Consider the following 27,000-nt stretch of genomic DNA (forward strand, 5'->3'; position numbering starts at 1 on the left):
GATGCTCGCGCCGCCTGTGCCGGTCGCCCGTGAAGCGCTGCTGCCACTCTCGATCCGCGCGGCGGGTGGGGTGCGCCTGCGCTTCGGCTGCAGCGGCGGCCGCACCCAGCGGCGGGAGGTCGCCGAATCCGGTGGTTACCGGGTGCGCTTTCCCACCAGCTATGATCAGAGCTGCGAGGCGGTGCTGATCAATACCGGCGGCGGCATGGCCGGCGGCGACGCCATGCGCGTCGAGGCCGCGCTGGAGGCAGGGTGCGATGCCGTCATCACCTCCCAGGCGGCGGAGAAGATCTATCGCAGCCAGGGGGCGGATACCGAGGTCGCGACCCGGCTCAGCGTGGCGTCGGGCGCGCGGCTGGCCTGGCTGCCCCAGGAGACCATCCTCTTTTCCGGAGCGCGTCTGAACCGCAGCCTGACCATCGAGATGAGCGGCGATGCCGAGCTCGTCGCCTGCGAAACCATGTTCTTCGGCCGCTCGGCGATGGGCGAGAGTGTGCAGCGCGGCGCCCTCCACGATCGCTGGCGCCTGCGCCGCGACGGCCGGCTGCTCTTGGCGGAGGATCTCAGGATCGACGGCGCCATCGCCGATCAGCTCGCCCGGCCCGCCATCGGCGCCGGGGCCTGCGCCGCGGCGACCGTCCTCGCCTCGGGCGGCCAGCGCAGCCGCGACATCGACTCCATCCGCCTGCTGCTGCGCGAAAGCGGCGGCGACAGCGTCGAATCCGGTGCCGGCCTGCTCAGTGATCTCCTCGTCGTCAGACTGCTCTCTCGGGATGCCCAGGCGCTGCGTCGTGTTCTCGTCACGCTCCTCGGGCAAGTCACGGGCCGTGCGCTGCCGCGCACCTGGTCCATCTGAGGAGAGCACCATGCTGGCGATCCAGGGTTTGAAATGCATCTACGACACCGGCTCGCGGAGCTGGGCCATGGAACTGGCCCTGGAAGCCGAGGGCGAAAACGCCGTCCGCCGCTTCGACATCGACGGGCCCGAAGACGCGGAGATGCTGATACGCGCCTTCGAGGAATCGACCACCAGCGGCTTCGATCCTCATACCGGCGAGATCGTCTTCGGCTATGATTTCATCGACCTCGACGACGAAGAGGACGATGAGGACGAGGACGAAGAGGCGGGCGAAGACGACGAGGAAGACGAAGACGACGAGGACGAGGATGAGGACGACGCCTCGCCCGAATCCGGCAAGGAGACGAAGGGGACAGCATGAATCTGACGCCGCGCGAGAAGGACAAGCTGCTGGTCGCCATGGCCGCCATGGTGGCGCGGCGCAGGCTCGAACGCGGCGTCAAGCTGAACTACCCGGAGGCCGTCGCGCTGATCACCGACTTCGTGGTCGAGGGTGCGCGGGACGGCCGCTCGGTCGCCGATCTGATGGCGGCCGGCGCCCATGTCGTCAGCGCCGACCAGGTGATGGACGGCATCGCCGAGCTGATCCACGACGTGCAGGTCGAGGCGACCTTTCCCGACGGCACCAAGCTCGTCACCGTGCATGAGCCGATCCGCGGCTCGGCCGGCCGCCTCAAGCCGGGCGAGGTCACGACGCTGCCGGGCGATCTGATCATGAACGAAGGCCGCGAGAGCCTCAGCCTCATGGTCGCCAATACCGGCGATCGTCCGATCCAGATCGGCTCGCATTACCATTTCTTCGAGGCCAACCCGGCGCTGCGTTTCGAGCGCGAGCGCGCCCGCGGCTTCCGGCTGGACATCCCCGCCGGAACGGCCGTGCGCTTCGAGCCGGGCCAGACGCGCGAGGTCAGGCTCGTGGCGCTCGCCGGAAAGCGCGAGGTCTACGGCTTCCGCCAGGAGGTGATGGGGAAGTTGTAGCACGCCATGGGCATGTCTGGCGTTCTCGCATAGTTTCAGGGCAGTGGAGGGCGGTCGCGATGGCAAGCTACGAGGTCACAATCAGCTCCGACGGCCAGATCACCTTGCCGGCCGAGCTGAGGCGGGAATGGTCGTTGAAGGAAGGGGATGCGCTGGAATTCTACCGCGGTTCCGACGGTCAGATCTGTCTGCGACCGCGCAACCTGCCGGCATCGGCATTGTTCGGCCTTCTCGCACATCTGACGCCGGACCCGACCTATCCCACCGATGATGACGCGATCGGCGCCGAACTCGCCGCCAGAGACGACGCGACCAGATCCAAGCGCCGAAAGCCGCGCGCGGCGTGATCGGGCTCGACGCTAATGTTCTGCTGCGGGTCCTGCTGGACGACGACCCTATCCAGTCGCCGATGGCGCGGGAGTTGCTTGGCAGACTGACGCGCGTCAGGACCGGCTACATCAACCTGATCGTGCTGATGGAGGTCGTCTGGACGATCCGAACCCGGTTCAGGGGCAAGTCGGCGGAAATTCACACGGCGCTGGAGACCTTGTTGAGCAGCCCGATCTTCGTACTTCAGAATCGCGATCAGGTCGTCGCCGCCCTGTCCTTGGCGAGGGAGGGACGGCATGGCTTCGCCGATGCCCTGATCGGCTATCTCAATGGGCGCGCGGGCTGTGAGATGACCTGGACGTTCGATCATGGGGCCCCGTCCGAGGCGGGTTTCCAATCCGCTTTACGGTAGGAGCGAAAATGCCCTTTCCCTTCCCGCGCAATGCCTATGCCGCGATGTTCGGCCCCACCACCGGCGATACGGTGCGGCTCGGCGATACCGAACTCCTCATCAAGGTCGAGAAGGACTACACCACCTATGGCGAGGAGGTGAAGTTCGGCGGCGGCAAGGTCATCCGCGACGGCATGGGGCAGAGCCAGGCGCGCAATGCCGACGGCGCCGTCGACACCGTCATCACCAACGCGCTGATCCTCGACCATTGGGGCATCGTGAAGGCCGATATCGGCATCAAGGGCGGGCGCATCTGCGCCATTGGCAAGGCCGGCAATCCCGATATCCAGAGCGGCTTCGGCAATTTCGATCCGGCGGAGACGATCATCGTCGGCCCCGGCACCGAGGTCATCGCGGGCGAGGGCAAGATCCTCACCGCCGGCGGTTTCGACAGCCATATTCATTATATCTGCCCGCAGCAGATCGAGGATGCGCTGATGAGCGGGCTCACCACCATGCTCGGCGGCGGCACCGGCCCGGCCCATGGCACATTGGCCACCACCTGCACGCCCGGGCCGTGGCATCTCGGCCAGATGATCCGCGCCGCCGACGCCTTCCCGATGAATCTGGCCTTCGCCGGCAAGGGCAATGCGGCGCTGCCCGGCGCCCTGGTCGAGATGGTGGAGGCGGGCGCCTGCGCGCTCAAGCTGCACGAGGATTGGGGGACCACCCCGGCGGCGATCGATAATTGCCTCTCGGTCGCCGACGATCATGACATCCAGGTGATGATCCACACCGACACGCTCAACGAGAGCGGCTTCGTCGAGGACACGATCAGGGCCTTCAAGAACCGCACGATCCACGCCTTCCACACCGAGGGCGCCGGCGGCGGCCATGCGCCCGACATCATGAAGGTGGCCGGGCTGCCCAATGTGCTGCCCTCCTCGACGAACCCGACGCGGCCCTTCACGGTCAACACCCTCGACGAGCATCTCGACATGCTCATGGTCTGCCACCACCTCTCGCCCTCGATCCCGGAGGATCTCGCCTTCGCCGAGAGCCGCATCCGCAAGGAGACCATCGCCGCCGAGGACATCCTGCATGATCTCGGCGCGCTCTCGATGATGTCCTCGGACAGCCAGGCCATGGGCCGCATCGGCGAGGTCATCACCCGCACCTGGCAGACCGCCCATAAGATGAAGATGCAGCGCGGGCCGCTGGCCGAGGATGCCGGCAGCGGCGCCGATAATTTCCGCGCCAAGCGCTATGTCGCGAAATACACGATCAATCCCGCCATCTCGCACGGCATCTCGCGCCATATCGGCTCGGTCGAGATCGGCAAGCTCGCCGATCTCGTGCTCTGGTCGCCGGCCTTCTTCGGCGCCAAGCCGGATCTGGTGATCAAGGGCGGGATGATCGCCGCCGCGCCGATGGGCGACCCCAACGCCTCGATCCCGACGCCGCAGCCGGTGCATTACCGGCCGATGTTCGGCGCCTTCGGCAAGGCGGTCACCACGACATCGCTCGTCTTCGTCTCCCAGGCGGCGATGGCCAATGGGCTGCGGGAACGGCTCGGCACGGAGAAGGAGATGGTAGCGGTGGAGAACACCCGCGGCGGGATCTCCAAGAAGAGCATGATCCACAACGACGCCACGCCCGATATCCAGATCGACCCGGAAACCTATGCCGTCGTCGCCGATGGCGAGCTGCTGGTCTGCGAGCCGGCCAAGGAACTGCCGCTCGCGCAGCGCTACTTTCTATTCTGAAGTCAAAAACGAACATTTGAAGCGTGCGCATCTCATCATCAGGGATGTGCTTTCCGCCCTCACTCACGGCGTTGCGGGTGGCGCTGCGGCATGCCAACCTTGCGTCAGTCGAGCTGGGTTGAAACTGCGTGATGGAAGCCCCCGGATTTTCCGAAGCGAGCCTGTCGCTGCGTGATCTCGCTCTCGGCTTCGCCGCCGGCGCGATCGCCGTCGTCGCCTTCCACCAGAGCGTGATCCTCGGCGCCTTCCTCGCCGGGCTGACCCCCAACAGCCCCTGGTCGCTGCGGCCGATCCCGCCCTTAGGCGTCCCGCTGATCGTCAGCCAGATGTTCTGGGGCGGTCTCTGGGGCACGCTCTTCGCCTTCGTCTGGCCCCTCGTTCCCGGCCGCCATTACTGGCAGAAGGGCGTGATCTTCAGCCTGATCGGGCCGCTCCTGCTGGGCAGCTGGATCCTCGTGCCCCTGATCAAGCAGAGCGGGGCGCTCTTCGCCGGGTTCTCGCCGCTGCGCCTCGCCCTGGGCCTGTGCCTCAGCACCGCCTGGGGCGCCGGCTCCGGCCTGTTGTTCGGGGCCGTGCCGCGCCGGCACTGAGCCGAAGCGGCGAGCGTCACCGGCTGAGCGTCATGACCCGCGGGGGCTTTCTCTTGGCCCACGGGGGCCTTCTCTCGACCCGCGGGGCTTGCATCGCGGCGCTGCCGGTGGTGGAACTGACCTTCGCTCGCGTCGCTCCACAACGCGCCCGTCAGAACGGAACCTCCATCATGCTTCGCGCCACCTCCGTCGTTCGCAAGGCTGCGGTCAAAGCCGACAAGGTCATCGAGACCATCACGCTCGATCATGAAGATCGCAACCGCCGCCGCATCGCCCTGAAGGGCGACCAGGGCCTCGACATCCTGCTGGATCTCGACAAGCCCACGGGCCTGAACGATGGCGACGCCGTCAAGCTCGAGGATGGGCGCCTGGTCCGGGTCAAGGCCGCGGCGCAGAGCCTGCTCGAAATCCGCGCGGAAAACCCGCTGCGGCTGATGCGCGTCGCCTGGCATATCGGCAATCGCCATACCCCGGCCGAGATCACCGCGGACGCGATCTATATCGAGAACGACCATGTGCTGGCGGAAATGGTGCGCGGCCAGGGCTGTGCGATGGCCATGGTGAGCCGTCCCTTCCAGCCCGAGGGCGGGGCCTATGATCACGCCGGTTGCGACCATCCCGACCATGATCACGGCCACCATCATCACGACCACGCGCATCATGGCCACGAGGCTCACGACCATGCGCATCACGGGCATGCGAATCCTGGGCACGAGGCTCACGACCATGCGCATCACGATCATGAACACGCGCATGGCCATCACTCGCATGAGCACACCCATGCGCATGAGCATCACACCCACAGCCATGGCGCGTCCTGTGGCTGCGGTCACGACCATGCCCATGCCGCGGGCGCAGACGACCATCACGATCATCACGCGCATGACCATGATCATGCGCACAAGCACGGTTTCGCCCATGGGCATAAGGGCCACTCGCACGATCACTGACGCCGCGTGAGCGCCTATCCGCTCCCCCTGATGGTGTGGCTGTCGCCGTCCTTCCCGGTCGGCGCCTTCGCCTATTCCCATGGGCTGGAATGGGCGTTCGACTGCGGCGATGTCACTGATGCCGCCGGCCTGCATGACTGGCTGCTGGCGCTGGTCGAGCAGGGGTCGCTGCGCAATGATCTGATCCTCTTCGTGTCGGCCTTTCGCGCCGCTGTCGCAGGTGACCTCGCCGCTCTGGGTGAGGTGGCGGAGCTCGCGGTGGCGATGGCCAATTCGGCCGAGCGCCGGCTGGAGACCGTCACCCAGGGCAATGCCTTCGTCATCGCGGCGAAAGCCTCCTGGCCCTGCGCCGGCTTCGAGGCGCTGGCAGCGGCCTGGGCCGGGGACGTCGCCTATCCCGTGGCGGTCGCGGTGGCGGCTGCGGGGCATGATCTGCCTCTCCCGGCGAGCCTCGACGCCTATGGCCTCGCCTTCGTCGCCAATCTGGTCTCGGCCTCCGTGCGCCTCGGCATCGTCGGACAGACCGATGGGCAGCGCGTCATCGCGCAGCTGGTGCCGGCCTTGCATCGGGCTGCGGCGGCCGCCGCCGGGCTCACGCTCGACGATCTCGGCGGTTGCGCCTTCCGCTCCGATCTCGCCGCCCTGCGGCACGAAACCCAGTATTCGAGGCTGTTCCGCTCATGACCATCTCCCCCCACGGCCCCTTGCGCGTCGGCATCGGCGGCCCAGTCGGCTCCGGCAAGACCGCGCTGATGGAAGCGCTCTGCAAGCGCATGCGCGACATCTATGATCTCTGCGCCATCACCAACGACATCTACACCAAGGAGGATGCGCGGCTGCTGACGGTGGCGGGAGCCCTGCCGGAGGAGCGGATCATGGGCGTCGAGACCGGCGGCTGCCCGCATACCGCCATTCGCGAGGATTGCTCGATCAATCTCGCCGCGGTCTCCGAAATGCGCGCGAAATTCCCCAGGCTCGATCTGATCCTGATCGAATCCGGCGGCGACAACCTCGCCGCCACCTTCTCGCCGGAACTCGCCGACCTCACCATCTATGTCATCGACGTCGCCGCCGGCGAGAAGATCCCGCGCAAGGGCGGGCCCGGCATCACGCGCTCCGATTTGCTGGTGATCAACAAGACCGATCTCGCCCCGCATGTCGGCGCGGATCTTGCAGTCATGGACCGCGATTCCCGGCTGATGCGGGGCAAGCGCCCATTCGTGTTCACCAACACGCGCGCGGGCGACGGCGTCGACATCGTCATGGATTTCATCGAGACGGCCGGCGGCCTGAAACCCGCGACGGCGGCAGGCTGAGAATGGAGACGATGGCGATGACGCTTCAGGCTTTGAAATACGGTGTGGCCCTGGCCGGGATCGGCCTCTCCGGCACCGCCTCGGCGCATAGCGGGGGAGAGGCCGGCTACAGTCTGCTGTCGGGCCTCGCTCACCCGCTGACCGGCGTCGATCATCTCCTGGCGATGCTGGCGGTCGGCCTCTGGGCCGGGCTGATCGGCGGGCGGGCGCGCATCGCCTTCCCCGCGGCCTTCCTGGGCATGATGCTGGTGGCCGGCGCCTGGGGCATGTCGGGCGCCGCGCTGGCCGGGGTCGAGATCGGCATCGCCGTCAGCGTGCTGGTGCTGGGCCTCGCCATCGCCCTGCGCGCCAATCCGCCTATTTTGGCCGGCGCCGCCGCCTGCGCCATCTTCGCCATCTTCCACGGCCATGCCCATGGCGCCGAATTGCCGGAAGCGGCCGGCGGCCTCTCCTATGCGCTCGGCTTCGTGATGGCCACCGGCGCGCTGCATGTGATCGGCCTGCAGGCGGCGCGGCTGCTGACGGCGCGCTCCCCGCTCGCGGCTAGGCTGGCCGGTGGCGGCGTCGCGCTGGCCGGCCTGGCGCTGCTGGCCGGCTGAGCCGCCCGGTCAGATGATCCGGCGGCGCAGATAGCCGCCGACCTGCTCGACCAGCACGACCAGCGCGAAGACCGCCAGGATGATCGTCAGCGCGGTGTCGTAGTCGAACAGGTCGAAGGCGACCTTCAGCTCGACGCCGATCCCTCCCGCGCCGACGAGCCCCAGCACGACCGAGGCCCGCGTCGCCTTCTCCACACAGAACAGCGAGGTGGCGATGAAGGACGGCGTGGCATTGGGCACCACGGCGGAGAAGATCAGTCCGGTCCGGCTCGCGCCGATCGTCGAGAGCGCCTCGCGCGGGCCCTTGTCGGTCTCCTCCATCGCCTCCGCGAAGAAGCGGCCGGCATAGCCGATCGTGTCGATCATCAGCGCCAGCACGCCGGCCGCAGGGCCGAGCCCGACGGCGATGACGAAGAACAGCGCCCAGATCAGATCCGGCACCGTGCGGAAGAAGGCGATCAGCCCGCGCGAAAGCGCCCGGATCACCGGATGCGGCGAGAGCCCGTCCGCCGCGAGGATCGCCAGCGGAAACGACAGGACGAGGCCGAGCACGCAGCCCGACACCGCCATCTGGAAGGTCGAGGCCAGCGAGGCCAGGATCGCGTCGAGCCGGCCGAGATCGGGCGGGAACATCCGCCCGATGATGTTGCCCATGGCGGGTATGCCGCGGATGAGCTTTTCCGCCGAGAGCTCCGAGCCGCTGAACGACCAGATCAGCAAGGCGAGCGCGAGGAAGCCGCCGGTGAAGGCGGCGGCGCTCGGCCGCGCGAAGCGGTCGCCCGGCCCCGCGTGCAGATCGGATGTCAGGCTCATGCCAGCGCCTCCAAGACGGGTTTGGCCATGGTTTCGGCCGAGGCCATGACGGGCGCCTCCTCGAAGAACGCCGCGAGCTCCGCCTCGCGGCAATGCAGCGCGCGCCGGTCCATGGCGATGCCGCCCTGCGCCAGCCCGACGATGCGGTCGGAAAAGCCGATCGCATGCGCCATGTGATGCGAGACGAAGACCAGCGTCAGGCCCTTGTCGCGCGTCAGCCGGAAGAGCAGCTCCATGATCTCCCGCCCGGCCCGCGGATCCAGGCTCGCATCCGGCTCGTCGGCCAGCACCAGCTCGGGCCGCTGCATCAGCATGCGCGCGATCGCGACGCGCTGCGACTGGCCGCCGGACAGGGAATCGGCGCGCTGCATCGCCTTGTCGGCGAGGCCGACCGCCTCGAGGCAGGCCATGGCTTCCTCGCGCACGGCTTTCGGCGCGAGGCATTGTGCCCAGCTCCGCGGGCCGCTCCGGCGCGCCTGCACCCCATGCACCACATTCGACAGCGCGCTGATCCGCGCCACCAGATTATGCTTCTGGAAGACGACGCCGACCCTGGCGCGGAAACGCTTCAGGCTGGCGCCGCCGAGCTGCCGCACCGGCTCGCCCAGCACCTCGATGCGGCCCTCATCGGCTTCGGTGAGCCGCACGATCATCCGCAGCAGCGTCGATTTGCCGGTGCCGTTGGCGCCGATCAGCGCCAGCGATTCGCCCGCCGGGATGGCGAGGTCGAGCCCGTCGAGGATGCGCCGCTGGCCGAAGCTCTTGCGCAATCCGGCGAGGCTGACGACGGGGCCTCGCGGGCTCCCGTTATCGGGGAGGGCGGGCAGGCCGAGCCCGCTCATTCGATGAACTTCTTGAAGTCGTTGATGCCGATCGTCGCGTAGATCGAGCGGACATAATCGTAATCGCTGTCCTTGACCGCGGGCAGGAAGACGCCGCCGGTGAATTTGCGGTTGTCATCCGTGCCGGTGACGACCGCCTTCATCAGCTCGGTGCCGTGATCGAGGAAGATCTTGCGGACCTTGGCGACGATTTCGGGCTTCACCTTGGGGCTGGCGATCATGACGTCGTTGGGCAGGTCGCGCCCGCGCGCCACCACCGTGAAGCCGGTCTTGCCGTCGGATTCGCGGATGCGCTGGAGATGGGTCAGGTTGAGGCCGATGGCGGCGATGTCGCCGCGCTTCATCGCCTCCACCGCGACATTGCGCTTCACGAAGATCGGCTTGTAGTCGACATTGTATTTCAGGCCGAAATCCGCCAGCGCCTGCGCCGGGCCGAGATGCTGCGAGGTCGAGCCGATCTCGCCGAAGGAGATCGTCTTGCCCTTGAGATCGGCGACGGTTTTGATCGGTCCCGTGGCGAGCACCGCCACCTGGCTGAAATAATCCGGCCGCTGCCAGCCGACGACGGGGATTGCGTCCGTCCGGGCCTTGAACACCACATATTCCGCCGGGCCGGTCAGGACGAAATCGACCTGGCCCGCCGCCATCGCCTCGACCGCGGCGGTGCGGCCGGAAACCGCGAAGAACTGAACCTTGAGATCGGCGAGCTTCTCGAACGCCGCCTTGAAGGGCCCGAATTCGCGCTGCAGCGATTCCAGCCCGTCGATATCGGTGACGGCGAAGCGCAGCGTCTCCTGTGCCTTGGCGGCGGGGGCGGCCAGGGCGATCGCCGCCGCGGTGAAAGCCAGGCTGAGCGTTTTCAGCATCGAATGTCCCTCCTGAAATCTGAGGAGGCGCTAACCCGGCTACACGACGCACCGGTGACAGTTTGCCGACAGTCCCGTGACGTGGCCGTCATCTCCCTGTCATGGTGCCCGTCCAAGCGCGGCCGTCTCATCAAATCGAGGGAACTGGCCATGGCGCTGTGGATCGAGGGCGGAACGGTGCTGCGCGATGAGCTCGGGCCGTCAGACCTGCTGCTGGAGGCGGGCCGCATCGCGCCGGAGACGGCGAGCCCGCCGGCCGCGGCGCTGCGGCTGAAGGCGCGCGGCCTGCTCGTCCTCCCCGGCATCGTCGATTGCCATGGCGATGCCTTCGAGCGCCACATCATGCCGCGGCCGGGCGTCGCCTTCGACCTCGATCTGGCGCTGCGCGACGCCGACCGGGCGCTGCTCGCCAGCGGCATCACCACCGCCTATCACGGCGTCACCTGGTCCTGGGAGCCCGGCTTGCGCGGGGCCGAGAATGCGCGCCGGCTGGTCGAGCGGATCGCGGCGCTCGCCCCCTCGCTCGGCGCCGATACCCGCTTCCATCTGCGCCACGAGACCTTCAATCTCGATGCGGAGGAGGAGATCCGAAGCTGGCTGCGCGAGGGGCGCGTCGGTGCGCTGGCCTTCAACGATCACACCGAGGGCACGCTCAAGGCGCGCCACCGCCCCGACAAGATCGGCAAGATGGTCGAGCGGACCGGCCTCGATCGCGCGGCCTTCGACGCGCTGGTCGAGCGGGTCTATGCCCGCAAGGGCGAGGTCGCGGGCTCGATCGAGCGGCTGGCGCAGGCGGCGCGGGAGGCCGGGGTGCCGATGCTCTCCCATGACGATATGACCCCGGCGATGCGCCGCTGGTACAGGGAGCGGGGCGTCGGCATCGCCGAATTCCCGATCGACGAGGCGACGGCGCGCGAGGCGGCGGCTGCGGGCGAAGCCATCGTCTTCGGCGCACCCAATGTCGTGCGCGGCGGCTCGCATACCGGCTGTCCCGCCGCCGAGGAGATGGTGCGGGAGGGGCTCTGCACCATCCTCGCCTCGGATTACTATTATGCTGCGCTGCTGCAGGCGCCTTTCGCGCTGGTCGAGCGCGGCGCCGCCACCTTGGCCAGCGCCTGGGCGCTCGTCTCGCGCAACCCGGCCGAGGCGCTGGGCCTTGTCGACCGCGGCGCGATCAGGCCGGGCCTGCGGGCCGACCTCGTCCTGGTCGAGCCCGGCCCGCAGCCGCGCATCGCAGCCACGATCGTCGCCGGCCGCCTGGTGCATCTGGCGGATCAGCGGCTGCTGGCGTGAGGCGGCAGGGCGCGTTTACGGACGACCGGGTTTTTTGGTAGAGGGTTTCGGCCGGGCCGGCCCAGGGCTGCGGCCAGCCTTCACCCGAACTCGGATATCGCCTCGCCGTGATCGCTTCGCAGACGATGCCGCATCCTGCCGCGCCCTGGCGCTTCAGTGTCGCCCCCATGATGGACTGGACCGATCGGTATTGCCGGGTCGTCCATCGGCTGATGTCGCGCCATGCGCGTCTCTATACCGAGATGGTCACGGCCCAGGCGGTGATCCGGGGCGATCGCGCGCGGCTGATCGGCTTCGACGCAATGGAGCATCCGGTCGCGCTGCAGCTCGGCGGCAATGATCCGCGGCTGCTGGCGGAGGCGGCGCGGATCGGCCAGGATTTCGGCTATGACGAGATCAACCTCAATTGCGGCTGCCCGTCCGACCGCGTCCAGGGCGGGGCCTTCGGCGCCTGCCTGATGCGGGAGCCGGCGCTGGTCGGCGACTGCGTCGCGGCGATGAAGCAGGCGGTCGCCATCCCGGTCACCGTGAAATGCCGGATCGGCGTCGACGACCAGGATCCGGAGGCGGCGCTGGAGGCGCTGACCCGCGCCACGCGCGAGGCCGGAGTCGACGCGCTGATCGTCCATGCCCGCAAGGCCTGGCTGCAGGGGCTCTCGCCCAAGGAGAATCGCGAGGTGCCGCCGCTCGATTACGACAGGGCCTATCGGCTCAAGGCGGCCCATCCCGATCTGCCTGTGGCGGTCAATGGCGGCATCCGGCATCCCGCCGAATGGGCCGCTCATCTCGCCGCCTGCGACGGGGTGATGATCGGCCGCGAAGCCTATCAAAACCCGGAAATCCTGCTGCAGGTCGATCCGCTGCTGTTCGGCGAGGCGGCGCCGGTCGCGGACGCCTTCGAGATGCTGGAGGCGCTCGAGCCGCATATCGCCGCCCATCTGGCCGCCGGCGGCCGCCTCCACGCCTTCACCCGCCATCTCGTCGGGCTCTTCCCGGGCCGGCGTGGCTCGCGTCTCTTCCGCCGTCATCTCGCCGAGCATTGCGTCGGCCTCGGCGCCGGGCTCGCCGATCTGCGCGCCGCCGTGGCGCATGTCGCCCGGGACGAGCCGCAGATCGCGGCAGCCTGAGGAGGGCCGATGAGCAGCACGACACTGACAGCCGAGGAGGCTGGCGCCCGCGTCCGCGCGAGCTTCGACAAACAGAGCTTCATGCGGACGCTCGGCGCCTCGCTCATCCGGGTCGCGCCGGGCGAGGTCGAGATCGCCATGCCGGTCGCGGGGCATCTCTGCCAGCAGCACGGTTTCGTGCATGCCGGCGCGGTCGCCTCCATCGCCGATTCCGCCTGCGGCTATGCGGCATTGAGCCTGATGGCGCCGGGCGTCGGGGTGTTGACCGCCGAGTTCAAGATCAATCTCGTCGCGCCCGCTGCGGGCGAGCGGCTGCTGGCCAGGGGGCGGGTCGTCAAGGCCGGCCGGACCCTGACCCTGGCCATGGCGGAGGTCTTCGCCGTCACCGGGGACGGCGAAAAGCTCTGCGCGGTGATGACCGCGACCTGCATGAGCGTTGCAGGCCGCGATGGCGTCGCCGACTGAGCCCGGCCGGGTCAGCCCGGCCCGGCGCCCTGGGTGGCGAGGTAGACGGCATAGAGCGACTGGCTCGCCGCCATGAACAGGCGGTTCCGCTTCGGCCCGCCGAAGCAGATATTGCCGCAGATCTCCGGCAGCCGGATCCGGCCGATCAGCTTGCCCTCCGGGTTGAACACGCAGACCCCGCTATAGCCGACGGCGCGGCCGGCATTGCTGGAGGCCCAGAGATTGCCCTCGACATCGCAGCGCAGCCCGTCCGGCCCGCATTTCACCCCGTCGACCATGCAATCCGAGAACAGCTTCTGGTTGGAGAGCCTGTTGTCGGGCCCGACATCGAAGACATGGATGTCGCCCTTGCCGCCGGGCCCGGTATCGCCCGGCCCCTTGCCTGTGGAGGCGATGTAGAGCTTCCTGTAGTCCGGCGAGAAGCACAGCCCGTTCGGGTCCGGCACCTGGCTTTCGCTGACCACGAGATCGACGCGCCCGCTCGGATCGATGCGGTAGCAATTGGTCGGCAATTCGCGCTTCGCCAGGCCGATGCCGGGCGGCTGGCCGAGCCGCGGATTGATCCTGCCATTGGCGTTGCTCGGCCCGCCCGCGGCATCCGGCGCGCCTTCATAGAGCTGCCCGCCATAGGGCGGATCGGTGAACCAGTAGCTGCCGTCGGGATGGGCGACCACGTCATTGGGCGAGTTCAGCTTCTTGCCCTCGAACGCATCGGCCAGCACCGTCGCGGAGCCGTCGAGTTCGTAGCGCACCACGCGGCGGTTGAGATGCTCGCAGGAGAGCTGCCGGCCCTGGAAATCGAAGCTGTTGCCGTTGCTGTTGCCGGAAGGGGAGCGGAACACGCTGACCCGCCCGTCATCCTCCAGCCACCGCATCTGCCGGTTGTTGGGAATGTCGCTCCAGACGAGATAGCGGCCCTGGGCGTTCCAGGCCGGCCCTTCCGACCAGAGCGCGCCGGTCCAGAGCCGCTCGATCGCGGCATTGGGCTGGGCTAGCCCGCCGAAGGAGGGGTCGAGGGTCAGGATGTCGGGATCCCAGAAATAGGTGGTCGGCGCGCCGCGCCGGCTGAAGTCCCGTGGCGGATTCGTGATCGTGCTCGGCGGGGCGGCGGGGCCGGGGCTGCCCTGGGCGAGGGCCGGTCCTGCCGAGGCGGCGAGCAGCCCGACGGCGCCGGCTCCGAGCAGGCCTCGCCGGGTGAGCCGCTCATTTGCTTGAGTTTCTGCGAAATCGTCTTCCATCGTATCCTCCCTCGATTTTATAGTGATTGAAACGATTTAGACTTAGGGTTCAGATGCGTTTCGTCGTGCGGTCTCCTGGGGCGGGCGGGGATCGGGCGCCGCGCGATGCGGGGCGCCGCTTGCAGATCAGCAGCGCTGCACGCTCCGGTCGAGCCCTCATGAAGAGCGGGCGGACCTGACGTCACCGCATGCTCGCGGGCCTGCGTCTTGCTTGCCGTGGCCTTCGCTACACCCAGTCTGAGGCATGCCAGCCCTGTGCCGTGCAGCTTGCCGTGACGGCTCAAATCGAGCACAGCTTCGGCCCCATCCCACCGGAACTCCCCGATGCTCGCTGGTATCCCTCTGGGCGATCTCGCCTTCCTCGCCGTGTCGCTGGTCCTGGCCGGTGCCTTCACCGGTGTCCTGGCCGGGCTGTTCGGCGTCGGCGGCGGCGCCGTGATCGTGCCGATCCTCTATGAGGTGTTCCGCGTCATCGGCGTGGCGGAGGAGGTACGCATGCCACTCTGCGTCGGCACCTCGCTCGCCATCATCATCCCGACCTCGATCCGCTCCTTCCAGGCGCATCGCGCCAAGGGGATGGTCGACATGTCGATCCTGCGGATCTGGGCCGTGCCGGTGGTGCTCGGCGTGATCGGCGGCAGCTATATCGCGCGTTTCGCCCCGCCCGATCTATTCAAGATCGTCTTCGTCGTGGTCGCGGTGGCGAGCGCGCTGCGCCTGCTCTTCGCCTCCGACAAATGGCAGCTCGGCACGGAGATGCCCGGCAAGATCCTGATGACGATCTATGGCGGCATCATCGGCGTGCTGTCGGCGCTGATGGGCATCGGCGGCGGCCAGCTCTCCAGCCTGTTCATGACCTTCTATGGAAGGCCGATCCACCAGGCCGTGGCGACCTCGTCCGGGCTGGGCGTGCTGATCTCGATCCCCGGCGCGCTGGGCTACATCTATGCCGGCTGGCCCAAAATGGACGTGTTGCCGCCGCTCTCGCTCGGCTACGTCTCCTTCATCGGCTTCCTGCTGTTCATCCCGACCTCGATCTGGACGGCACCGATCGGCGCGCGCCTGGCCCACCGCCTGTCGAAGCGCCGGCTGGAGGTCGCCTTCGGCCTGTTCCTGCTGGTCGTCGCGGCGCGCTTCGTGATCTCGCTGCTGGGCTGACGCCGGCACGCGAATGAGGGCGCTTTGCCGTCAGGGGGACGGCGGCCGGACCAGCCCCGCGGCCTTGCGGCGCTCGGGCAGGAGCGCCATCACGGCCAGCCGCTCGGCCTCGCTCAGCCGAGCCCATTGCGCGATCTCCTGCAGGCTCCGGCCGCAGCCTTCGCAGAGCCGGCTGGCCGGATCGATGACGCAGAGCCTGATGCAGGGGCTGGAAGTGGTGCTCATGGCCGGGCCCCGCCCAGAACCAGGGCGAAGCCGCAATAGACCGCGATCTCGCCGATCTGCTGCACGGCGCCGACGATATCCCCGGTCTGGCCGCCGATCATCCGCCTCGCCAGCGCCGCCAGCCCCCGCGCCGCGGCATGGCAGAGGGCGAGCGCCAGCGCCAGCGCTGCGAGCGGCAGCCCAGCGGCCAGCGTGATCGCGAGCGACAGGGCGGCCGCCAGGACGAAGCCGATCCAGGCGGTGCGCCGAAGCGGCCGGCCGACCGCGGCCGAGGCCCCGCCGCTGCGCGCCGCGGGTTCGCGCGCCAGGAGCCCGACGCCCTCGGCCCGCGACCAGGCGGCGGCGAGCAGCAGGCAGCCGGCCGCGGCGACAGGCCCGGCGGCGCCGAGGATAGAGGCCAGGCCCGCGATCCGCAGCAGCAAAGCGAGCCCGATCGCGACCGCGCCGAAGGAGCCGACGCGGCTGTCCTTCATGATCTCGAGCCGCCGCTCGGCGCTATGGCCGCCGAACAGCCCGTCGGCGCTGTCGCCCAGCCCATCCTCGTGAAAGGCGCCGGTGGTCACGACCAGCGCCGCGATGGCGAGCCCCGCCGCCAGCATCGGGTGGACGCCGGCCGCACCGCTCCCGAGCAGGACGAGCGCGGCGGGCAAAGCGATGACGAGCGCGGCGAGCGGCACCGCCCGCGGCACCAGCCGGAAATCGGGCAGGGCGTGCCGGTCCGCCTCGCCGGGGAGTGCCGGCACTGGCAGGCGCGAATAGAAGCGGATGCAGATGGCGCCGGCCCGCAGCCAGCCCGGCCAGAACGGCGGGGGGGCGGCCGGTGCGGCGGCGCCCTGCCGCGGCTCCTCCGCCTGCGCTCCGCCCGAGCTCTGCATCCCGGCCATGCCGCGCCATCCCCATCGAGAATTGTCTTCCCCGTCCCGAGCCTATAGCAGCAGCGCAGGGCCGGCTGCCATGGGCAAGCGCCGTGCCGCCGGCTCTGCCCCAGCCTCGATGAGACCGCCATGTCCGTGTCCGGCCTGCCTTTCGACGATATCCGCGGCATGATCGCCGGCATGCCCGGCCCGGACATGGCTGCCGCCAATGCCGTACGCGCCCGCGACAAGGAGCTGACCAAGCCGGCGGGCAGCCTCGGCCGGCTGGAGGAGATCGCCGAATTCCTGGCGGCCTGGCAGGGCAAGGCGCCGCCGCGCGTCGATCGGCCGCTGGTCTGCGTCTTCGCCGGCAATCACGGCGTCGTCGCCCAGGGGGTCTCCGCCTATCCGCAGGGCGTGACGCGCCAGATGCTGGAGAATTTCGCGGCGGGCGGCGCCGCGATCAACCAGATCTGCGCCGCCTATGACCTCGGCTTCAAGGTCTTCGATCTCGCTCTCGACCTGCCGACGGGCGATTTCACCGAGGGCGACGCGCTGGACGAGCGCGCCTGCGTCGCCACCATGGCCTTCGGCATGGAATCCTTGGCCGGCGGCTGCGATCTGCTCTGTCTCGGCGAGATGGGCATCGGCAACACCACTGCGGCGGCGGCGGTCTATGCGGCGCTGTATGGCGGCGAGGCGGCCTTCTGGTGCGGGCGCGGCACCGGCGTCGACGATGCCGGGCTGCAGCGCAAGATCGCCGCGGTCGAGGCAGGACTCGTTCTGCACCGGCCCCATCTCGGCGATCCGCTCGAGGTGCTGCGTCGCTTCGGCGGCCGCGAGATGGCGGCGATCTGCGGCGCCATCCTCGCGGCGCGGCTGCAGCGCATCCCCGTCATCCTGGACGGATATGTCGTCTGTGCCGCCGCCGCCGTGCTGCAGGCGCTGGAGCCGTCGGCGCTGGACCATTGCCTCGCCGGCCATCTCTCGGCCGAGGGCGCTCATCGCGACGTGCTGGCGCGGCTCGGCAAGCAGCCGCTGCTGGCGCTGGAGATGCGGCTAGGCGAAGGGACGGGCGCGGCGCTCGCCGCCGGCCTGGTCAAGGCGGCGGCGGCGATGCATGGCGGCATGGCCACCTTCGACCAGGCCAGGGTCTCGCGCGGCGGCTGAGGCGCCTATTGCAGGTCGCCGAAGGCCCGCTGCAGGCGCTGCACCGCCTCCTCGACCACCGCGCGCGGCGTCGCCAAATTGAAGCGCAGGAAGCTCTCGCCGCCGCTGCCGAAGCTGCCGCCGTGATTGGCCGCGATCTTCGCCTGTTTCTCGATGCGCGCGGTGAATTCCTTCGGCTCCATGCCCGTGCCGGAGAAATCGACCCAGGCCAGATAGGTCGATTCCAGCGCCATCGAGCGCACGCCGGGGATGCGCGCCAGCCCCTCATCGAAGAGGCGGCGATTGCCGTCGAGATAGCGCACGAGGGCATCGACCCAGGCGGCGCCCTCCGGGCTGTAGGCGGCGGTGGCCATCGCCATGCCGAAGGAATTGGGCGAGATGCCGAGCGCGTTCATCCGGGCGCGGAACGGCGCCCGCAGCGCCTCGTCGGGAATGATCACGTTGCCGATATGCGCGCCCGCGATGTTGAAGGTCTTGGTCGTCGCCGTCATCATCACCAGCCGATCCATGATCTCCGGTGCCGCCACGGGCATCGGCAGGTGGCGGTGGCCCGGCATCACCAGATCATGATGGATCTCGTCGGAGACCAGGATCAGCTCGTGGCGCCGGCAGAACTCGGCGATGGCGCGCAGCTCCTCCCGCGTCCACACGCGCCCGCCCGGATTATGCGGCGAGCACAGGATCAGCATCCGCTCCGCGCCGGTCATCAGCTGCTCCCAGCCGGCGATGTCGAGGCCGTAGCGCCCATCCTCCAGCGCCAGCCTGCATTCCACCACGCGGCGGCCGCAGGCCCGCACGATCCTGGCGAAGGCATGGTAGACCGGGGTCATCAGCAGCACGCCGTCGCCGGGCTTCGTATAGGCTTCGACGCACAGCGCCGTGCCGTTGACCAGGCCATGGGTGGTGAAGATCGAGGCCGGCTCCACCTCCCAGCCATGCCGCTCCTTCATCCACCAGCCGATCGCGGCGAGATTGGCCCGGTCATCCCCGAAATAGCCGTAGACGCCATGGTCTGCCATGGCGGTGACCGCAGCCTGTACGCAGGCCGGCGGGCGGAAATCCATGTCGGCGACCCACATCGCGATCCCGTCGGCGGGGGAGACGCCATAGCTCGGCTCCATCATGTCCCATTTCGCGGAATGGGTGCCGCGGCGGTCGATCAGCTCGTCGAAATCAGGCGCTTGGGTCATGGCAAAGCTCGGATGAGGGAATCAGGTCGCGCCGGATGATAGCGGCAGCTTCGGCGGATGAGCGGGAGGCAGGCGGAGGAGGGGGGCCGCTTCCGGCGCAGGACGGGCGGCGTCACGCTGCCGAGCGGCGGCTGGGCTTCGGCTGCGGGACCGCCGCCAGCGTATCCATCACGCGCTCCGCCGGCAGCGTCACCGTCACCTCGGTCCCGGCCCGCGGCCTGGACTTCAGCAGGAAGCCGCCGCCATGCAGGTCGATCAGCCCCTTGACGATCGGCAGGCCGAGGCCGGAGCCCTGCTCCGCCGTCTTGATCGCCAGCGAGCCGCGGCCGAAGGTCTGCAGCACGACCGGGATCTCGTCCTCGGGAATGCCTGGGCCGGTATCGGTGACCGAGACATATTGCCCGCCATTGGCGGTCCAGCCGACCTTGATGGTGATCTCGCCGCCCTGCGGGGTGAATTTGATCGCGTTCGACAGGATGTTCAGCACCACCTGGCGGATCGCCCGCTCATCCGCCCAGACCTTCGGCAGATCCGGCTCCACCGCCTCGCGGATGCTCTGGCCCTTGGCCTTGGCGCGCAGATTGAGCATGTGGCTGCAATCGTCGACGATCGCCGCGAGCGACAGGGCCTCCTCGTTGAGTTCGTATTTCCCGGCCTCGATGCGCGACAGATCCAGGATCTCGTTGATGAGGTTGAGGAGATGCTGGCCGGAATCATGGATGTCGCCGGAATATTCGCGATAGGCGGAATTGGCGTGCGCGCCGAAGACCTCGTTCTTCATCACCTCGGAAAATCCGAGAATGGCGTTGAGCGGGGTGCGCAGCTCATGGCTCATCGTCGCCAGGAAGCGCGACTTCGCGAGATTGGCCTCTTCGGCCTTGCGCCGCGCCTCGTCCGAATTGGCGGTGGCGGTTTCGAGCTCCGCGATCAGCGCGTCCTTCTCGGCCCGGAACTCGATGGTCGCGACCGAGCTGGCATAGAGCCGGTTGGCGAGGAAGATGAAGAACAGCTGCGAGGCCGCCGCCATCAAGGCGGTGGTGACGCTGTCGATCTCGGAGCGGCCCCAGAAGAACAGCCCGATCCCGATCGTGATCGGCATCAGCCCGGCATAGACGGCGCTGAGGATGGAGGCCGACAGCATCACCGTCACCGCGCTGATGATGAGCAGCGTGGTGGTGACAAAGACGGAGGCTCCGGGCGCCTCGGGGCTGAACAGCAGCAGCAGCATCGCCCAGGACAGCCCGTGCAGCCCTTCCGCCGCCACGAAGACGCGTCGCCATACCCTGAGCCGGACCTGGCCCGTGGTCTGCAGCGTGAAGCGGCGGCACAGCAGCGCCATCAGGCCGATGCTGGTGATGACGAAGAAGGTCCAGATCGCCACCTTGAAGGCCGGAACCCAGACGCAGGCCGCGGCCGCGACGCCGAAGGCCAGCACCGGCGTGCCGATGCTGCCGTTCAGCCGGTACTGCGCGAAGAGCCGCAGGAGCTCGTAATCGAAGGCGCGCTCGAGCCCCGTCGAAGAGGTCAGCCTTTCGCGGACGGATTTGACCTCGCGCGTGACGAGCTTGCGCCGCGCCAGCACCGCCGGGTCGGGGCCGCGCCCGCGCTGCACCTGTTCGGCCGTGATTTCCGCCATGGACTGGACGCGCATTCCTTCCCCGGCGGAGCGGGAGGCACGGCCGGCTCGTCATCATGCTCTGCAAATCGTTAAGCTCTTACTGATGGCCTGCACGGGAATTGAGGACGATTCGCGGATGGATTTTCTCGGCTGGCGGCGGGTGGGGCGCCCGGTCGACATCGTCGTCGCGCTGGGCCTGCTCGGCCTCCTCGCCATCGCCGGCGCGGTCCTGCAGCTGCGGCTCGGGCAGGGCTCGCATCTGAGCGGCCATGCGACGGTGATCGACGGCGATTCCCTGCGGCTGAACGGACGGGAATTGCGGCTGGAAGGCATCGACGCGCCGGAATTGCGCCAGAGCTGCACCGACCGCGCCGGGCAGATCGTCGGCTGCGGCCGGCAGGCGCGCCAGGCTCTGGCCCGGCTGGCGGGGCAGGGCCCGCTGAGCTGCGAGATCGGCAAGTCCGATCGCTACGGGCGCGGCCTGGCCCGCTGCCGGCAGGACGGCGTCGACATCAACGCCGCGATGGTGGCGGCGGGACACGCCGTCGCCTATGGCGCCTTCCGCCGCGAGGAGGATGCGGCCCGGGCGGCGGGGCGCGGGCTCTGGGCCCTGAATTTCGACCGGCCGGAAGCCTGGCGCCGCGCCCATCCGCGCTGAGCCGGACCCTGATTTCGGCATCATTCGATGATTGAAGCGCAAGAGCGAGGATTGACCGGGCGCGGCCTGGCATGGTCCGGTTCAGTCCTGCGAGAGGAATTGCACGATGAAACTCTATGATGGTGGGCGGGCGCCGAATCCGCGGCGGGTGCGGATCTTCTTCGCCGAGAAGGGTGTGCCCCTGCCGGAACTGGTGCCGATCGACATCGGCGCCCGCGAGCATAAGACCGAGGCCTTCACCCGCATCAACCCGCTCCAGCGCCTGCCCGTGCTGGTCCTCGACGACGGCACGGCCCTGGCCGAGACCGTCGCCATCTGCCGCTATGTCGAGACGCTGCACCCCGAGCCGCCGCTGTTCGGGCGGGACGCCAAGGAGCAGGCGCAGATCGAGATGTGGAACCGCCGCGTCGAACTCGGCCTCTTCGCCAGCGTCGCCGCCGTCTTCCGCCACAGCCACCCGTCCATGGCCGAGCTCGAGGGCCAGGTGCCGGAATGGGCGGAGGCCAATCGCGAGCTGATCGACGATCATCTCTGGCTGCTGGACATGCAGCTGGCGAGCAACGCCTTCGTCTGTGGCGAGCGGCTGACGATCGCCGACATCACGGCCGGCATCGCGATCGATTTCATGAAGCCCTCGCGCATCCCGCTGCCCGAGCAGTTCGGAAACATCCGGCGCTGGCATGGCGAGCTCTCCAGCCGGCCGAGCTGGAAGGCCTGATGCGGCGCCTCCTCCAGGTCCTGCCGCTGGCGGCGCTCGCCGCCGCCTCTCCGGCGCAGGCTGTCGATCAGCTCGACGGCCCCGCCATCCGGCGCGCCTTCGAGGGCAACACCGTCAGCGGCCGCTACACCAATGGCGGCGTCTTCACCGAATACCATCATGTCGATGGCCGCGCGCTCGGCCATAATGGCTGGCAGCCGAACCGCGACGCCTGCTGGACCACGCGCGCCAGCGACGTCTGCTATTATTACGGGCCGCAAGAGAACCGCACGGTGCATTGCTTCACCGTCGAGCTGTCCAACAAGCTCTATGTGCTGCGCAACCGCTCGAACGGGCAGATCAACGCGCTCGCCAGCATCGAGCCGGGCAATCCCCGCAGCCATGGCGATGGCGGCGAACCCTGGCATTGCGACGGGCTAATCTCGCGGGCGAAGCCTCAGCCGCTGACGCCGCGGCCCGCCGCGCTCCGGGCCCCGCCCGCCGACAGATGAGCAGGGCGGCGGAGGCGCCGCTGCAGGCGCTGCTCTCGGATCTGCGCCGCTGCCGGCTGTGCCGCGATGCCCCCCTGCATGGCGGGCCGCTGCCGCATGAGCCGCGGCCGGTGATCCAGGCCTCCGCGACGGCGCGGCTCTGCATCGCCGGCCAGGCGCCCGGCACGCGGGTTCACGCCAGCGGCCGCCCCTTCACCGATCCCTCGGGGGTCAGGCTGCGCGTCTGGCTCGGCCTGGCGGAAGCGGATTTCTACGACGCGTCCCGCGTCGCCATCCTGCCGATGAACCATTGTTTCCCCGGGCTCGACAGCCGCGGCAGCGATCTCCCGCCCCGGCGCGAATGCGCGCCGGCCTGGCGCGCAAGGCTCTTTGCCGCCATGCCGCAGATCGAGCTGGTGCTGGCGATCGGCCGCTACGCCCAGCTCTGGCATCTCGGCGAGGACACCCCGGCCAGCCTGACCGAGACCGTCGCCGATTGGCGCGCCATCCTGTCGGCGCCGCGCCGGCCGCGGATCCTGCCCCTGCCGCACCCGTCCTGGCGCAATAGCGGCTGGCTCAGGCGCCATCCCTGGTTCGAGGCGGAGCTCCTGCTGGTCCTGCGGCAGGAGGTGGCGCGACTAGTGGGCCCCGCGCCTCAGTAGCGCGTGCCATAGGCGCCGGTGCCGGAGGCGAGCCCACGCTCCGCCGTGCCACGCATCCTGACGACGCTGCGCATCGGCCCGAGGCTGGTCTCGCCCCGGCCTTCGAACTGCACCATCGCCGAAGCGGCGGTGCCGGTCCGGTTCATGCTGCTGCGCCCCATCTCCATGCGGACCGAGCCGCCGGCGCGTACGCAGAAGGACGAGCCTTCCACCCGCACGAAGCCGGGGCCGTATTCCGGGCAGGGACGCGCGCCGCTCTCCGGCTTGCCGGATCGCGGCTTCGCCTCGCTCCGGATCTGGCCGGGGATCGGCTCGCCGATCGATTGGGCGAAAGCCGGTGCGGGCAGGGCGGCGGCGGCGACGAAGGCGAGGCAGATGCGCAGCATGTCAGATGTCCGAACCGAAGCGACGCGTCAGATAGACTGCCGATCAGGGCGGCATCATGGTGCCCGAAACCCGGGGCAGGGGCCAGAGGCTAGGCGGTCGAAGCGCGCGATCCCATGAAAAACCCCGGTCTCGCGACCGGGGTTCGACAGTCTCGAGTTGGGCCGATCGCTCGGCCGGTCGCTCTCTTCAGAGCTGATTGGCCGCGCGGGCGCGGATCAGGAAGTTGTCATAGGTGTATTCCGCGATCTGGAACCAGAGATACTGGTCGTTCCGGAAGGCGGACATGGAATCGTAGATCTTCTTGAAGTCGGCGTTCTTGGCCGCCGTCTCGGCATAGACCTCCTTCGAGGCCTTCAGGCAGGCTTCGAGGATTTCCTGGGAGAAGGGACGCAGCTGCGCGCCGGCGCCCACCAGCCGCTTCAGCGCGCCGGGGTTGCGGGCATCGTATTTGGCCTGCATGTCGACATTGGCGAGCGCCGCCGCGGTGGTGAGGATCGACTTGTAGGTCTTGGGCAGCGCATCCCATTTGGCGGTGTTGATGAAGAAGTGCAGCGAGGCGCCGCCCTCCCACCAGCCGGGATAGTAGTAGAACGGCGCGACCTTGTTGAAGCCGAGCTTCTCGTCATCGGCGGGGCCGACCCATTCGGCGGCGTCGATCGTGCCCTTTTCGAGCGCCGGATAGATGTCGCCTCCGGCGATCTGCTGCGGCACCACGCCGAGCTTCTGCAGCACCTGGCCGGCGAAGCCGCCGATGCGCATCTTGACGCCCTGCAGATCGGCGACCGTCTTCAGCTCCTTGCGGAACCAGCCGCCCATCTGGCAGCCCGTATTGCCGCCCGGCAGGGAATAGATGTTCGCCTTCTTGTAGAATTCATTGAGCAGGTCCTGCCCGCCGCCATGGTAGAACCAGGCGTTCTGCTGGCGCGCATTGAGCCCGAACGGCACCGCCGTCCCGAAGGCGTAGGTCGGGTCCTTGCCGACATAGTAATAGGAGGCGGTGTGGCACATCTCGACCGTGCCGTTGGTCACCGCATCCGCGGCCTGCAGGCCCGGGACGATTTCGCCGGCCGCGAAGACCTGGATCTGGAATTTGCCGTCCGTGGCCTCCGAGACCGCCTTCGACATCACCTCGGACGCGCCGAAGATGGTGTCCAGCGATTTCGGGAAGGAGGATGTGACGCGCCATTTCACCTCGGGGGAGGATTGCGCGATGGCCGGGCTCGCAATGGCCCCGGCGGCGGCGCCGGCTCCCGCTACCTTCAGGAATTGACGACGTTTCATAATATGCAGCCTCCCTCAGAGATCCTTCGGCGCGCCGGTTCAGTCCGAGCGTCGCTTGAGCACCACCAAAACCGGCTCTGAGGGGAAGTGCAAGTGGAAAAGCATGACCGCCATGCGCCGTCTGCATGACTTTTGGGAAATCACCTCCGGCATGGGGGGATTATCGGCAGATTCGCCGTGGATGCTGCATTTCTCCGCAGGGGATCGGCTGAAATGAAACAGGCCCGGCGGGGTGCCGGGCCTGCGCATCGGTGTTTCGGGAATCGGTACCGGGATCAGCGGGCGCGCGAGCGCACCTGGAACACGTCGAAAGTCAGCTCGGCGACCTGCCACCAGAGATACTGGTCGGCGCGGAAGGCGGCCATCGAGTCGATCGCCTTCTTGAAATCGGCGTTCTTGCTCGAGATCTCGGCGTAGAGCTCGTTGGAGGCCTTGAGGCAGGCTTCCAGGATCTCCTGCGAGAACGGGCGCAGCTGGGTGCCGGCGCCGACCAGGCGCTTCAGCGCCGCCGGGTTCTGCACGTCGTATTTCGCCGCCATCTGCGTGTTGGCATAGGTGCAGGCGGCGAGCAGCGCGGCCTGATAGGCCTTCGGCAGGGCGTTGTACTTCTCCAGGTTGAAGAAGGCGTGCACGGTCGGCCCGCCCTCCCAGAAGCCAGGATAATAGTAGAACGGCGCGACCTTGGAGAAGCCGAGCTTCTCGTCATCATAGGGGCCGACCCACTCGGCGCCGTCGATCGTGCCCTTCTCCAGCGCCGGGTAGATGTCGCCGCCGGCGATCTGCTGCGGCACCACGCCGAGCTTCGCCAGGACCTGGCCGGCGATGCCGCCGATGCGCATCTTCAGACCCTGCAGATCCGCGACCGTCTTCATCTCCTTGCGGAACCAGCCGCCCATCTGGGCGCCGGTATTGCCGCAGGGCAGGCCATAGATGTTGAACTTCTTGTAGAACTCGTTGAACAGCTCGTTGCCGCCGTTCTGGTAGAGCCAGGCGTTCTGCTGGCGCGCATTCAGGCCGAAGGGCACGGACGCCGCGACCGCGAAGGTCGGGTCCTTGCCGACATAGTAATAGGACACGGTGTGGCAGGCTTCGATCGTGCCGTTGGTCACGGCGTCGGCCGCCTGCAGGCCGGGGACGATTTCGCCGGCCGCGAAGACCTGGATCTGGAATTTGCCGTCCGTCAGGTCGGAGACCATCTTGGCCATGACTTCGGCGCCGCCATAGATCGTGTCGAGCGACTTCGGAAAGCTCGACGCCAGGCGCCACTTCACCTCGGGATTGGACTGGGCGACGGCCGGCATGGCGATGGCGGCGCTCGCGGCCGCACCGGCTGCAGCGCTCTGGATGAATTGACGACGCTTCNATAGAAAAGACTCCTTGGGAAAAATGAATGCGGATTGGCGTTTTTCACGAGCCGGGTGGCGGTTTAGCCGCGCTTGGTCGCCTTCTAGATGAAGATTTGCCAAACCGCGAGAGCTTTCAGCGGGCGCTCTATCGACTTTTGTCTTAGCCTGTGGCGGAGTTGCCCGGCAACCCTCTCTGCGCGAGCCGGATCGCGCCCACATGCTTAAAATTGCGCCATGATCGACACGCCACGCCTGCTGTTGAGGCCCTATGCGCTTGCTGATTTCGACGCCATTCACGCCCTTCGCTCGGACGCCGAGACGATGCGGTTCATCGGCGGCAAGGCGCTGACGCGGGAGGAGAGCTGGCAACGGCTCACGCGCGCGGCCGGGCATTGGGCGCTACTGGGATTCGGTTTCTTCGTCGTGGTCGAGAAGGCCGGTGGGCGCATGGTCGGAGAGGCCGGGCTGATGCGGGCCGAACGCGGCCTGGGCGAAAAATTCGACCCCTATCCCGAAGCGGGCTGGCTGCTGTCGCCGCAGGGCCGCGGCCATGGCTATGCCCAGGAGGCGATGCGGGCGGCCCTTGCCTGGTTCGCCGAGAGCCATGGTCCGTCCCGCAGCGTCTGCATCATCGATCCCGCCAACGCGGCTTCGCTTTGCCTCGCGCAAAAGCTTGGCTACAAGGCATTCGGTGCGACTCGTTACAAAGACAGTGAAGTCACCATGCTGGAGCGGGCGGGCGCCTGAGCGAAAGCGAGCGGCCTAACGACTTTTGTTTAAGCCTCTGGCGCAGTCCTCAGCTGTCTGTTTCTACGCCAGCCGAACATGCTCCGCCTGCCC

Annotated in this window: 33 protein-coding genes; 22 read left to right on the forward strand and 11 right to left on the reverse strand. The window is 68.3% G+C overall.

Annotated features, from left to right (window positions below):
- The first annotated feature begins 1 nt into the window (after window position 1).
- The 11 genes from ASG72_RS17755 (at window position 2) to ASG72_RS17805 (ending at window position 7,779) form a co-directional block, all read left to right on the forward strand.
- Window positions 2-856: an urease accessory protein UreD gene (locus tag ASG72_RS17755; protein ID WP_056715272.1), complete on the forward strand. Its 855-nt coding sequence runs from the start codon at window positions 2-4 to the stop codon at window positions 854-856.
- Window positions 857-866: 10 nt separating this feature from the next.
- Complete coding sequence (locus tag ASG72_RS17760; RefSeq protein ID WP_056715277.1) at window positions 867-1,220, forward strand: hypothetical protein; 354 nt, start codon at window positions 867-869, stop codon at window positions 1,218-1,220.
- Entirely contained in the window at window positions 1,217-1,837 is a 621-nt protein-coding gene (locus tag ASG72_RS17765; protein WP_056715281.1) for an urease subunit gamma, read from the forward strand. Before ASG72_RS17760 ends, ASG72_RS17765 begins: the two co-directional genes overlap by 4 nt.
- A 59-nt stretch (window positions 1,838-1,896) precedes the next feature.
- Window positions 1,897-2,184, forward strand: a complete 288-nt coding sequence (locus ASG72_RS17770; protein ID WP_056715284.1) for an AbrB/MazE/SpoVT family DNA-binding domain-containing protein — start codon at window positions 1,897-1,899, stop codon at window positions 2,182-2,184.
- Window positions 2,181-2,579, forward strand: a complete 399-nt coding sequence (locus ASG72_RS17775) for a type II toxin-antitoxin system VapC family toxin (protein ID WP_056715287.1) — start codon at window positions 2,181-2,183, stop codon at window positions 2,577-2,579. Before ASG72_RS17770 ends, ASG72_RS17775 begins: the two co-directional genes overlap by 4 nt.
- 8 nt (window positions 2,580-2,587) lie before the next feature.
- A complete protein-coding gene (ureC, locus tag ASG72_RS17780; protein ID WP_056715290.1) occupies window positions 2,588-4,324 on the forward strand; it encodes an urease subunit alpha in 1,737 nt (578 codons plus the stop codon).
- 131 nt (window positions 4,325-4,455) lie between these two features.
- The gene (locus tag ASG72_RS17785; protein WP_056715291.1) at window positions 4,456-4,914 is read left to right on the forward strand and encodes a hypothetical protein; all 459 of its coding nucleotides are present in this window, start codon (window positions 4,456-4,458) and stop codon (window positions 4,912-4,914) included.
- Between the two features lie 170 nt (window positions 4,915-5,084).
- Window positions 5,085-5,864 carry an urease accessory protein UreE gene (locus ASG72_RS17790; RefSeq protein WP_082540454.1) on the forward strand — a complete coding sequence of 260 codons (780 nt, stop codon included), beginning with the start codon at window positions 5,085-5,087 and terminating at the stop codon, window positions 5,862-5,864.
- A gap of 6 nt (window positions 5,865-5,870) precedes the next feature.
- Complete coding sequence (locus tag ASG72_RS17795) at window positions 5,871-6,548, forward strand: urease accessory UreF family protein (protein WP_244488863.1); 678 nt, start codon at window positions 5,871-5,873, stop codon at window positions 6,546-6,548.
- Entirely contained in the window at window positions 6,545-7,180 is a 636-nt protein-coding gene (ureG, locus tag ASG72_RS17800; RefSeq protein WP_056715296.1) for an urease accessory protein UreG, read from the forward strand. The genes ASG72_RS17795 and ureG overlap by 4 nt, the downstream gene beginning before the upstream one ends.
- Window positions 7,181-7,191: 11 nt before the next feature.
- On the forward strand, window positions 7,192-7,779 hold the full coding sequence (locus tag ASG72_RS17805) for a HupE/UreJ family protein (protein ID WP_244488864.1): 588 nt from the start codon (window positions 7,192-7,194) through the stop codon (window positions 7,777-7,779).
- 9 nt (window positions 7,780-7,788) lie between these two features.
- Here ASG72_RS17805 and phnE read toward each other — a convergent pair whose 3' ends face one another.
- Genes phnE through ASG72_RS17820 form a run of 3 tightly spaced genes read right to left on the reverse strand, consistent with a single transcriptional unit; the run spans window position 7,789 to window position 10,300 of the window.
- Entirely contained in the window at window positions 7,789-8,592 is an 804-nt protein-coding gene (gene phnE / locus ASG72_RS17810) for a phosphonate ABC transporter, permease protein PhnE (RefSeq protein WP_056715299.1), read from the reverse strand.
- Window positions 8,589-9,434 (reverse strand): ATP-binding cassette domain-containing protein, encoded by an 846-nt coding sequence (locus ASG72_RS17815; RefSeq protein ID WP_082540455.1) that lies wholly within the window; start codon window positions 9,432-9,434, stop codon window positions 8,589-8,591. The genes phnE and ASG72_RS17815 overlap by 4 nt, the downstream gene beginning before the upstream one ends.
- Window positions 9,431-10,300: a PhnD/SsuA/transferrin family substrate-binding protein gene (locus tag ASG72_RS17820; RefSeq protein WP_056715303.1), complete on the reverse strand. Its 870-nt coding sequence runs from the start codon at window positions 10,298-10,300 to the stop codon at window positions 9,431-9,433. Before ASG72_RS17820 ends, ASG72_RS17815 begins: the two co-directional genes overlap by 4 nt.
- A 150-nt stretch (window positions 10,301-10,450) precedes the next feature.
- On the opposite strand from ASG72_RS17820, the gene ASG72_RS17825 reads away from it, so the two are divergent.
- The 3 genes from ASG72_RS17825 to ASG72_RS17835 all read left to right on the forward strand — a co-directional run bounded on the left by ASG72_RS17825 (window position 10,451) and on the right by ASG72_RS17835 (window position 13,185).
- Complete coding sequence (locus tag ASG72_RS17825) at window positions 10,451-11,593, forward strand: alpha-D-ribose 1-methylphosphonate 5-triphosphate diphosphatase (protein ID WP_056715306.1); 1,143 nt, start codon at window positions 10,451-10,453, stop codon at window positions 11,591-11,593.
- Between the two features lie 125 nt (window positions 11,594-11,718).
- Entirely contained in the window at window positions 11,719-12,720 is a 1,002-nt protein-coding gene (dusA, locus tag ASG72_RS17830) for a tRNA dihydrouridine(20/20a) synthase DusA (RefSeq protein WP_056715574.1), read from the forward strand.
- A gap of 9 nt (window positions 12,721-12,729) precedes the next feature.
- Window positions 12,730-13,185 (forward strand): PaaI family thioesterase, encoded by a 456-nt coding sequence (locus tag ASG72_RS17835; protein ID WP_056715309.1) that lies wholly within the window; start codon window positions 12,730-12,732, stop codon window positions 13,183-13,185.
- 11 nt (window positions 13,186-13,196) lie between these two features.
- Here the strand turns inward: ASG72_RS17835 and ASG72_RS17840 are convergent, their stop codons facing one another.
- Window positions 13,197-14,423, reverse strand: coding sequence for an SMP-30/gluconolactonase/LRE family protein (locus tag ASG72_RS17840; protein ID WP_056715313.1), 1,227 nt, complete (start codon window positions 14,421-14,423; stop codon window positions 13,197-13,199).
- 324 nt (window positions 14,424-14,747) lie between these two features.
- Between ASG72_RS17840 and ASG72_RS17845 the strand changes: the two genes are divergently transcribed.
- Window positions 14,748-15,581: a sulfite exporter TauE/SafE family protein gene (locus ASG72_RS17845; protein WP_056715315.1), complete on the forward strand. Its 834-nt coding sequence runs from the start codon at window positions 14,748-14,750 to the stop codon at window positions 15,579-15,581.
- Between the two features lie 30 nt (window positions 15,582-15,611).
- On the opposite strand, the gene ASG72_RS17850 is transcribed toward ASG72_RS17845, so the two are convergent.
- A complete protein-coding gene (locus tag ASG72_RS17850; protein WP_056715318.1) occupies window positions 15,612-15,806 on the reverse strand; it encodes a DUF1289 domain-containing protein in 195 nt (64 codons plus the stop codon).
- Window positions 15,803-16,690 carry an adenosylcobinamide-GDP ribazoletransferase gene (locus ASG72_RS17855; RefSeq protein ID WP_244488865.1) on the reverse strand — a complete coding sequence of 296 codons (888 nt, stop codon included), beginning with the start codon at window positions 16,688-16,690 and terminating at the stop codon, window positions 15,803-15,805. The genes ASG72_RS17850 and ASG72_RS17855 overlap by 4 nt, the downstream gene beginning before the upstream one ends.
- Window positions 16,691-16,810: 120 nt before the next feature.
- On the opposite strand from ASG72_RS17855, the gene cobT reads away from it, so the two are divergent.
- Window positions 16,811-17,830 (forward strand): nicotinate-nucleotide--dimethylbenzimidazole phosphoribosyltransferase, encoded by a 1,020-nt coding sequence (cobT, locus tag ASG72_RS17860; RefSeq protein WP_056715321.1) that lies wholly within the window; start codon window positions 16,811-16,813, stop codon window positions 17,828-17,830.
- Between the two features lie 5 nt (window positions 17,831-17,835).
- Here cobT and ASG72_RS17865 read toward each other — a convergent pair whose 3' ends face one another.
- Window positions 17,836-19,020: a MalY/PatB family protein gene (locus ASG72_RS17865; RefSeq protein WP_056715322.1), complete on the reverse strand. Its 1,185-nt coding sequence runs from the start codon at window positions 19,018-19,020 to the stop codon at window positions 17,836-17,838.
- Window positions 19,021-19,132: 112 nt separating this feature from the next.
- On the reverse strand, window positions 19,133-20,656 hold the full coding sequence (locus ASG72_RS17870; protein WP_056715326.1) for an ATP-binding protein: 1,524 nt from the start codon (window positions 20,654-20,656) through the stop codon (window positions 19,133-19,135).
- A 118-nt stretch (window positions 20,657-20,774) separates the two neighbouring features.
- Here ASG72_RS17870 and ASG72_RS17875 point away from each other — a divergent pair, with 118 nt between their 5' ends.
- From ASG72_RS17875 to ASG72_RS17890, 4 genes are all read left to right on the forward strand, one after another.
- On the forward strand, window positions 20,775-21,296 hold the full coding sequence (locus ASG72_RS17875) for a thermonuclease family protein (RefSeq protein WP_082540456.1): 522 nt from the start codon (window positions 20,775-20,777) through the stop codon (window positions 21,294-21,296).
- A 106-nt stretch (window positions 21,297-21,402) separates the two neighbouring features.
- Complete coding sequence (locus ASG72_RS17880) at window positions 21,403-22,014, forward strand: glutathione S-transferase (protein ID WP_056715329.1); 612 nt, start codon at window positions 21,403-21,405, stop codon at window positions 22,012-22,014.
- Complete coding sequence (locus ASG72_RS17885) at window positions 22,014-22,505, forward strand: hypothetical protein (protein ID WP_056715332.1); 492 nt, start codon at window positions 22,014-22,016, stop codon at window positions 22,503-22,505. Before ASG72_RS17880 ends, ASG72_RS17885 begins: the two co-directional genes overlap by 1 nt.
- Window positions 22,502-23,146, forward strand: coding sequence for a uracil-DNA glycosylase family protein (locus ASG72_RS17890; RefSeq protein ID WP_056715334.1), 645 nt, complete (start codon window positions 22,502-22,504; stop codon window positions 23,144-23,146). Before ASG72_RS17885 ends, ASG72_RS17890 begins: the two co-directional genes overlap by 4 nt.
- On the opposite strand, the gene ASG72_RS17895 is transcribed toward ASG72_RS17890, so the two are convergent.
- Together ASG72_RS17895 and ASG72_RS17900 are read right to left on the reverse strand one after the other, a co-directional pair.
- Window positions 23,140-23,532, reverse strand: a complete 393-nt coding sequence (locus tag ASG72_RS17895; RefSeq protein ID WP_056715336.1) for a hypothetical protein — start codon at window positions 23,530-23,532, stop codon at window positions 23,140-23,142. The two genes, ASG72_RS17890 and ASG72_RS17895, sit on opposite strands and share 7 nt — an antisense overlap.
- A 187-nt stretch (window positions 23,533-23,719) precedes the next feature.
- Window positions 23,720-24,814 (reverse strand): TRAP transporter substrate-binding protein, encoded by a 1,095-nt coding sequence (locus ASG72_RS17900; protein WP_056715340.1) that lies wholly within the window; start codon window positions 24,812-24,814, stop codon window positions 23,720-23,722.
- 55 nt (window positions 24,815-24,869) lie between these two features.
- Between ASG72_RS17900 and ASG72_RS20900 the strand changes: the two genes are divergently transcribed.
- Window positions 24,870-25,031 (forward strand): hypothetical protein, encoded by a 162-nt coding sequence (locus tag ASG72_RS20900; protein ID WP_156396040.1) that lies wholly within the window; start codon window positions 24,870-24,872, stop codon window positions 25,029-25,031.
- Between the two features lie 58 nt (window positions 25,032-25,089).
- On the opposite strand, the gene ASG72_RS17905 is transcribed toward ASG72_RS20900, so the two are convergent.
- The coding region (locus ASG72_RS17905; RefSeq protein WP_244488866.1) for a TRAP transporter substrate-binding protein at window positions 25,090-26,176 on the reverse strand (1,087 nt) is incomplete at its 5' end.
- A gap of 218 nt (window positions 26,177-26,394) precedes the next feature.
- Between ASG72_RS17905 and ASG72_RS17910 the strand changes: the two genes are divergently transcribed.
- On the forward strand, window positions 26,395-26,907 hold the full coding sequence (locus ASG72_RS17910) for a GNAT family N-acetyltransferase (protein ID WP_056715343.1): 513 nt from the start codon (window positions 26,395-26,397) through the stop codon (window positions 26,905-26,907).
- Window positions 26,908-27,000: the final 93 nt, after the last annotated feature.

This window comes from Allobosea sp. Leaf344 (assembly GCF_001426225.1).
Lineage (GTDB): Bacteria > Pseudomonadota > Alphaproteobacteria > Rhizobiales > Beijerinckiaceae > Allobosea.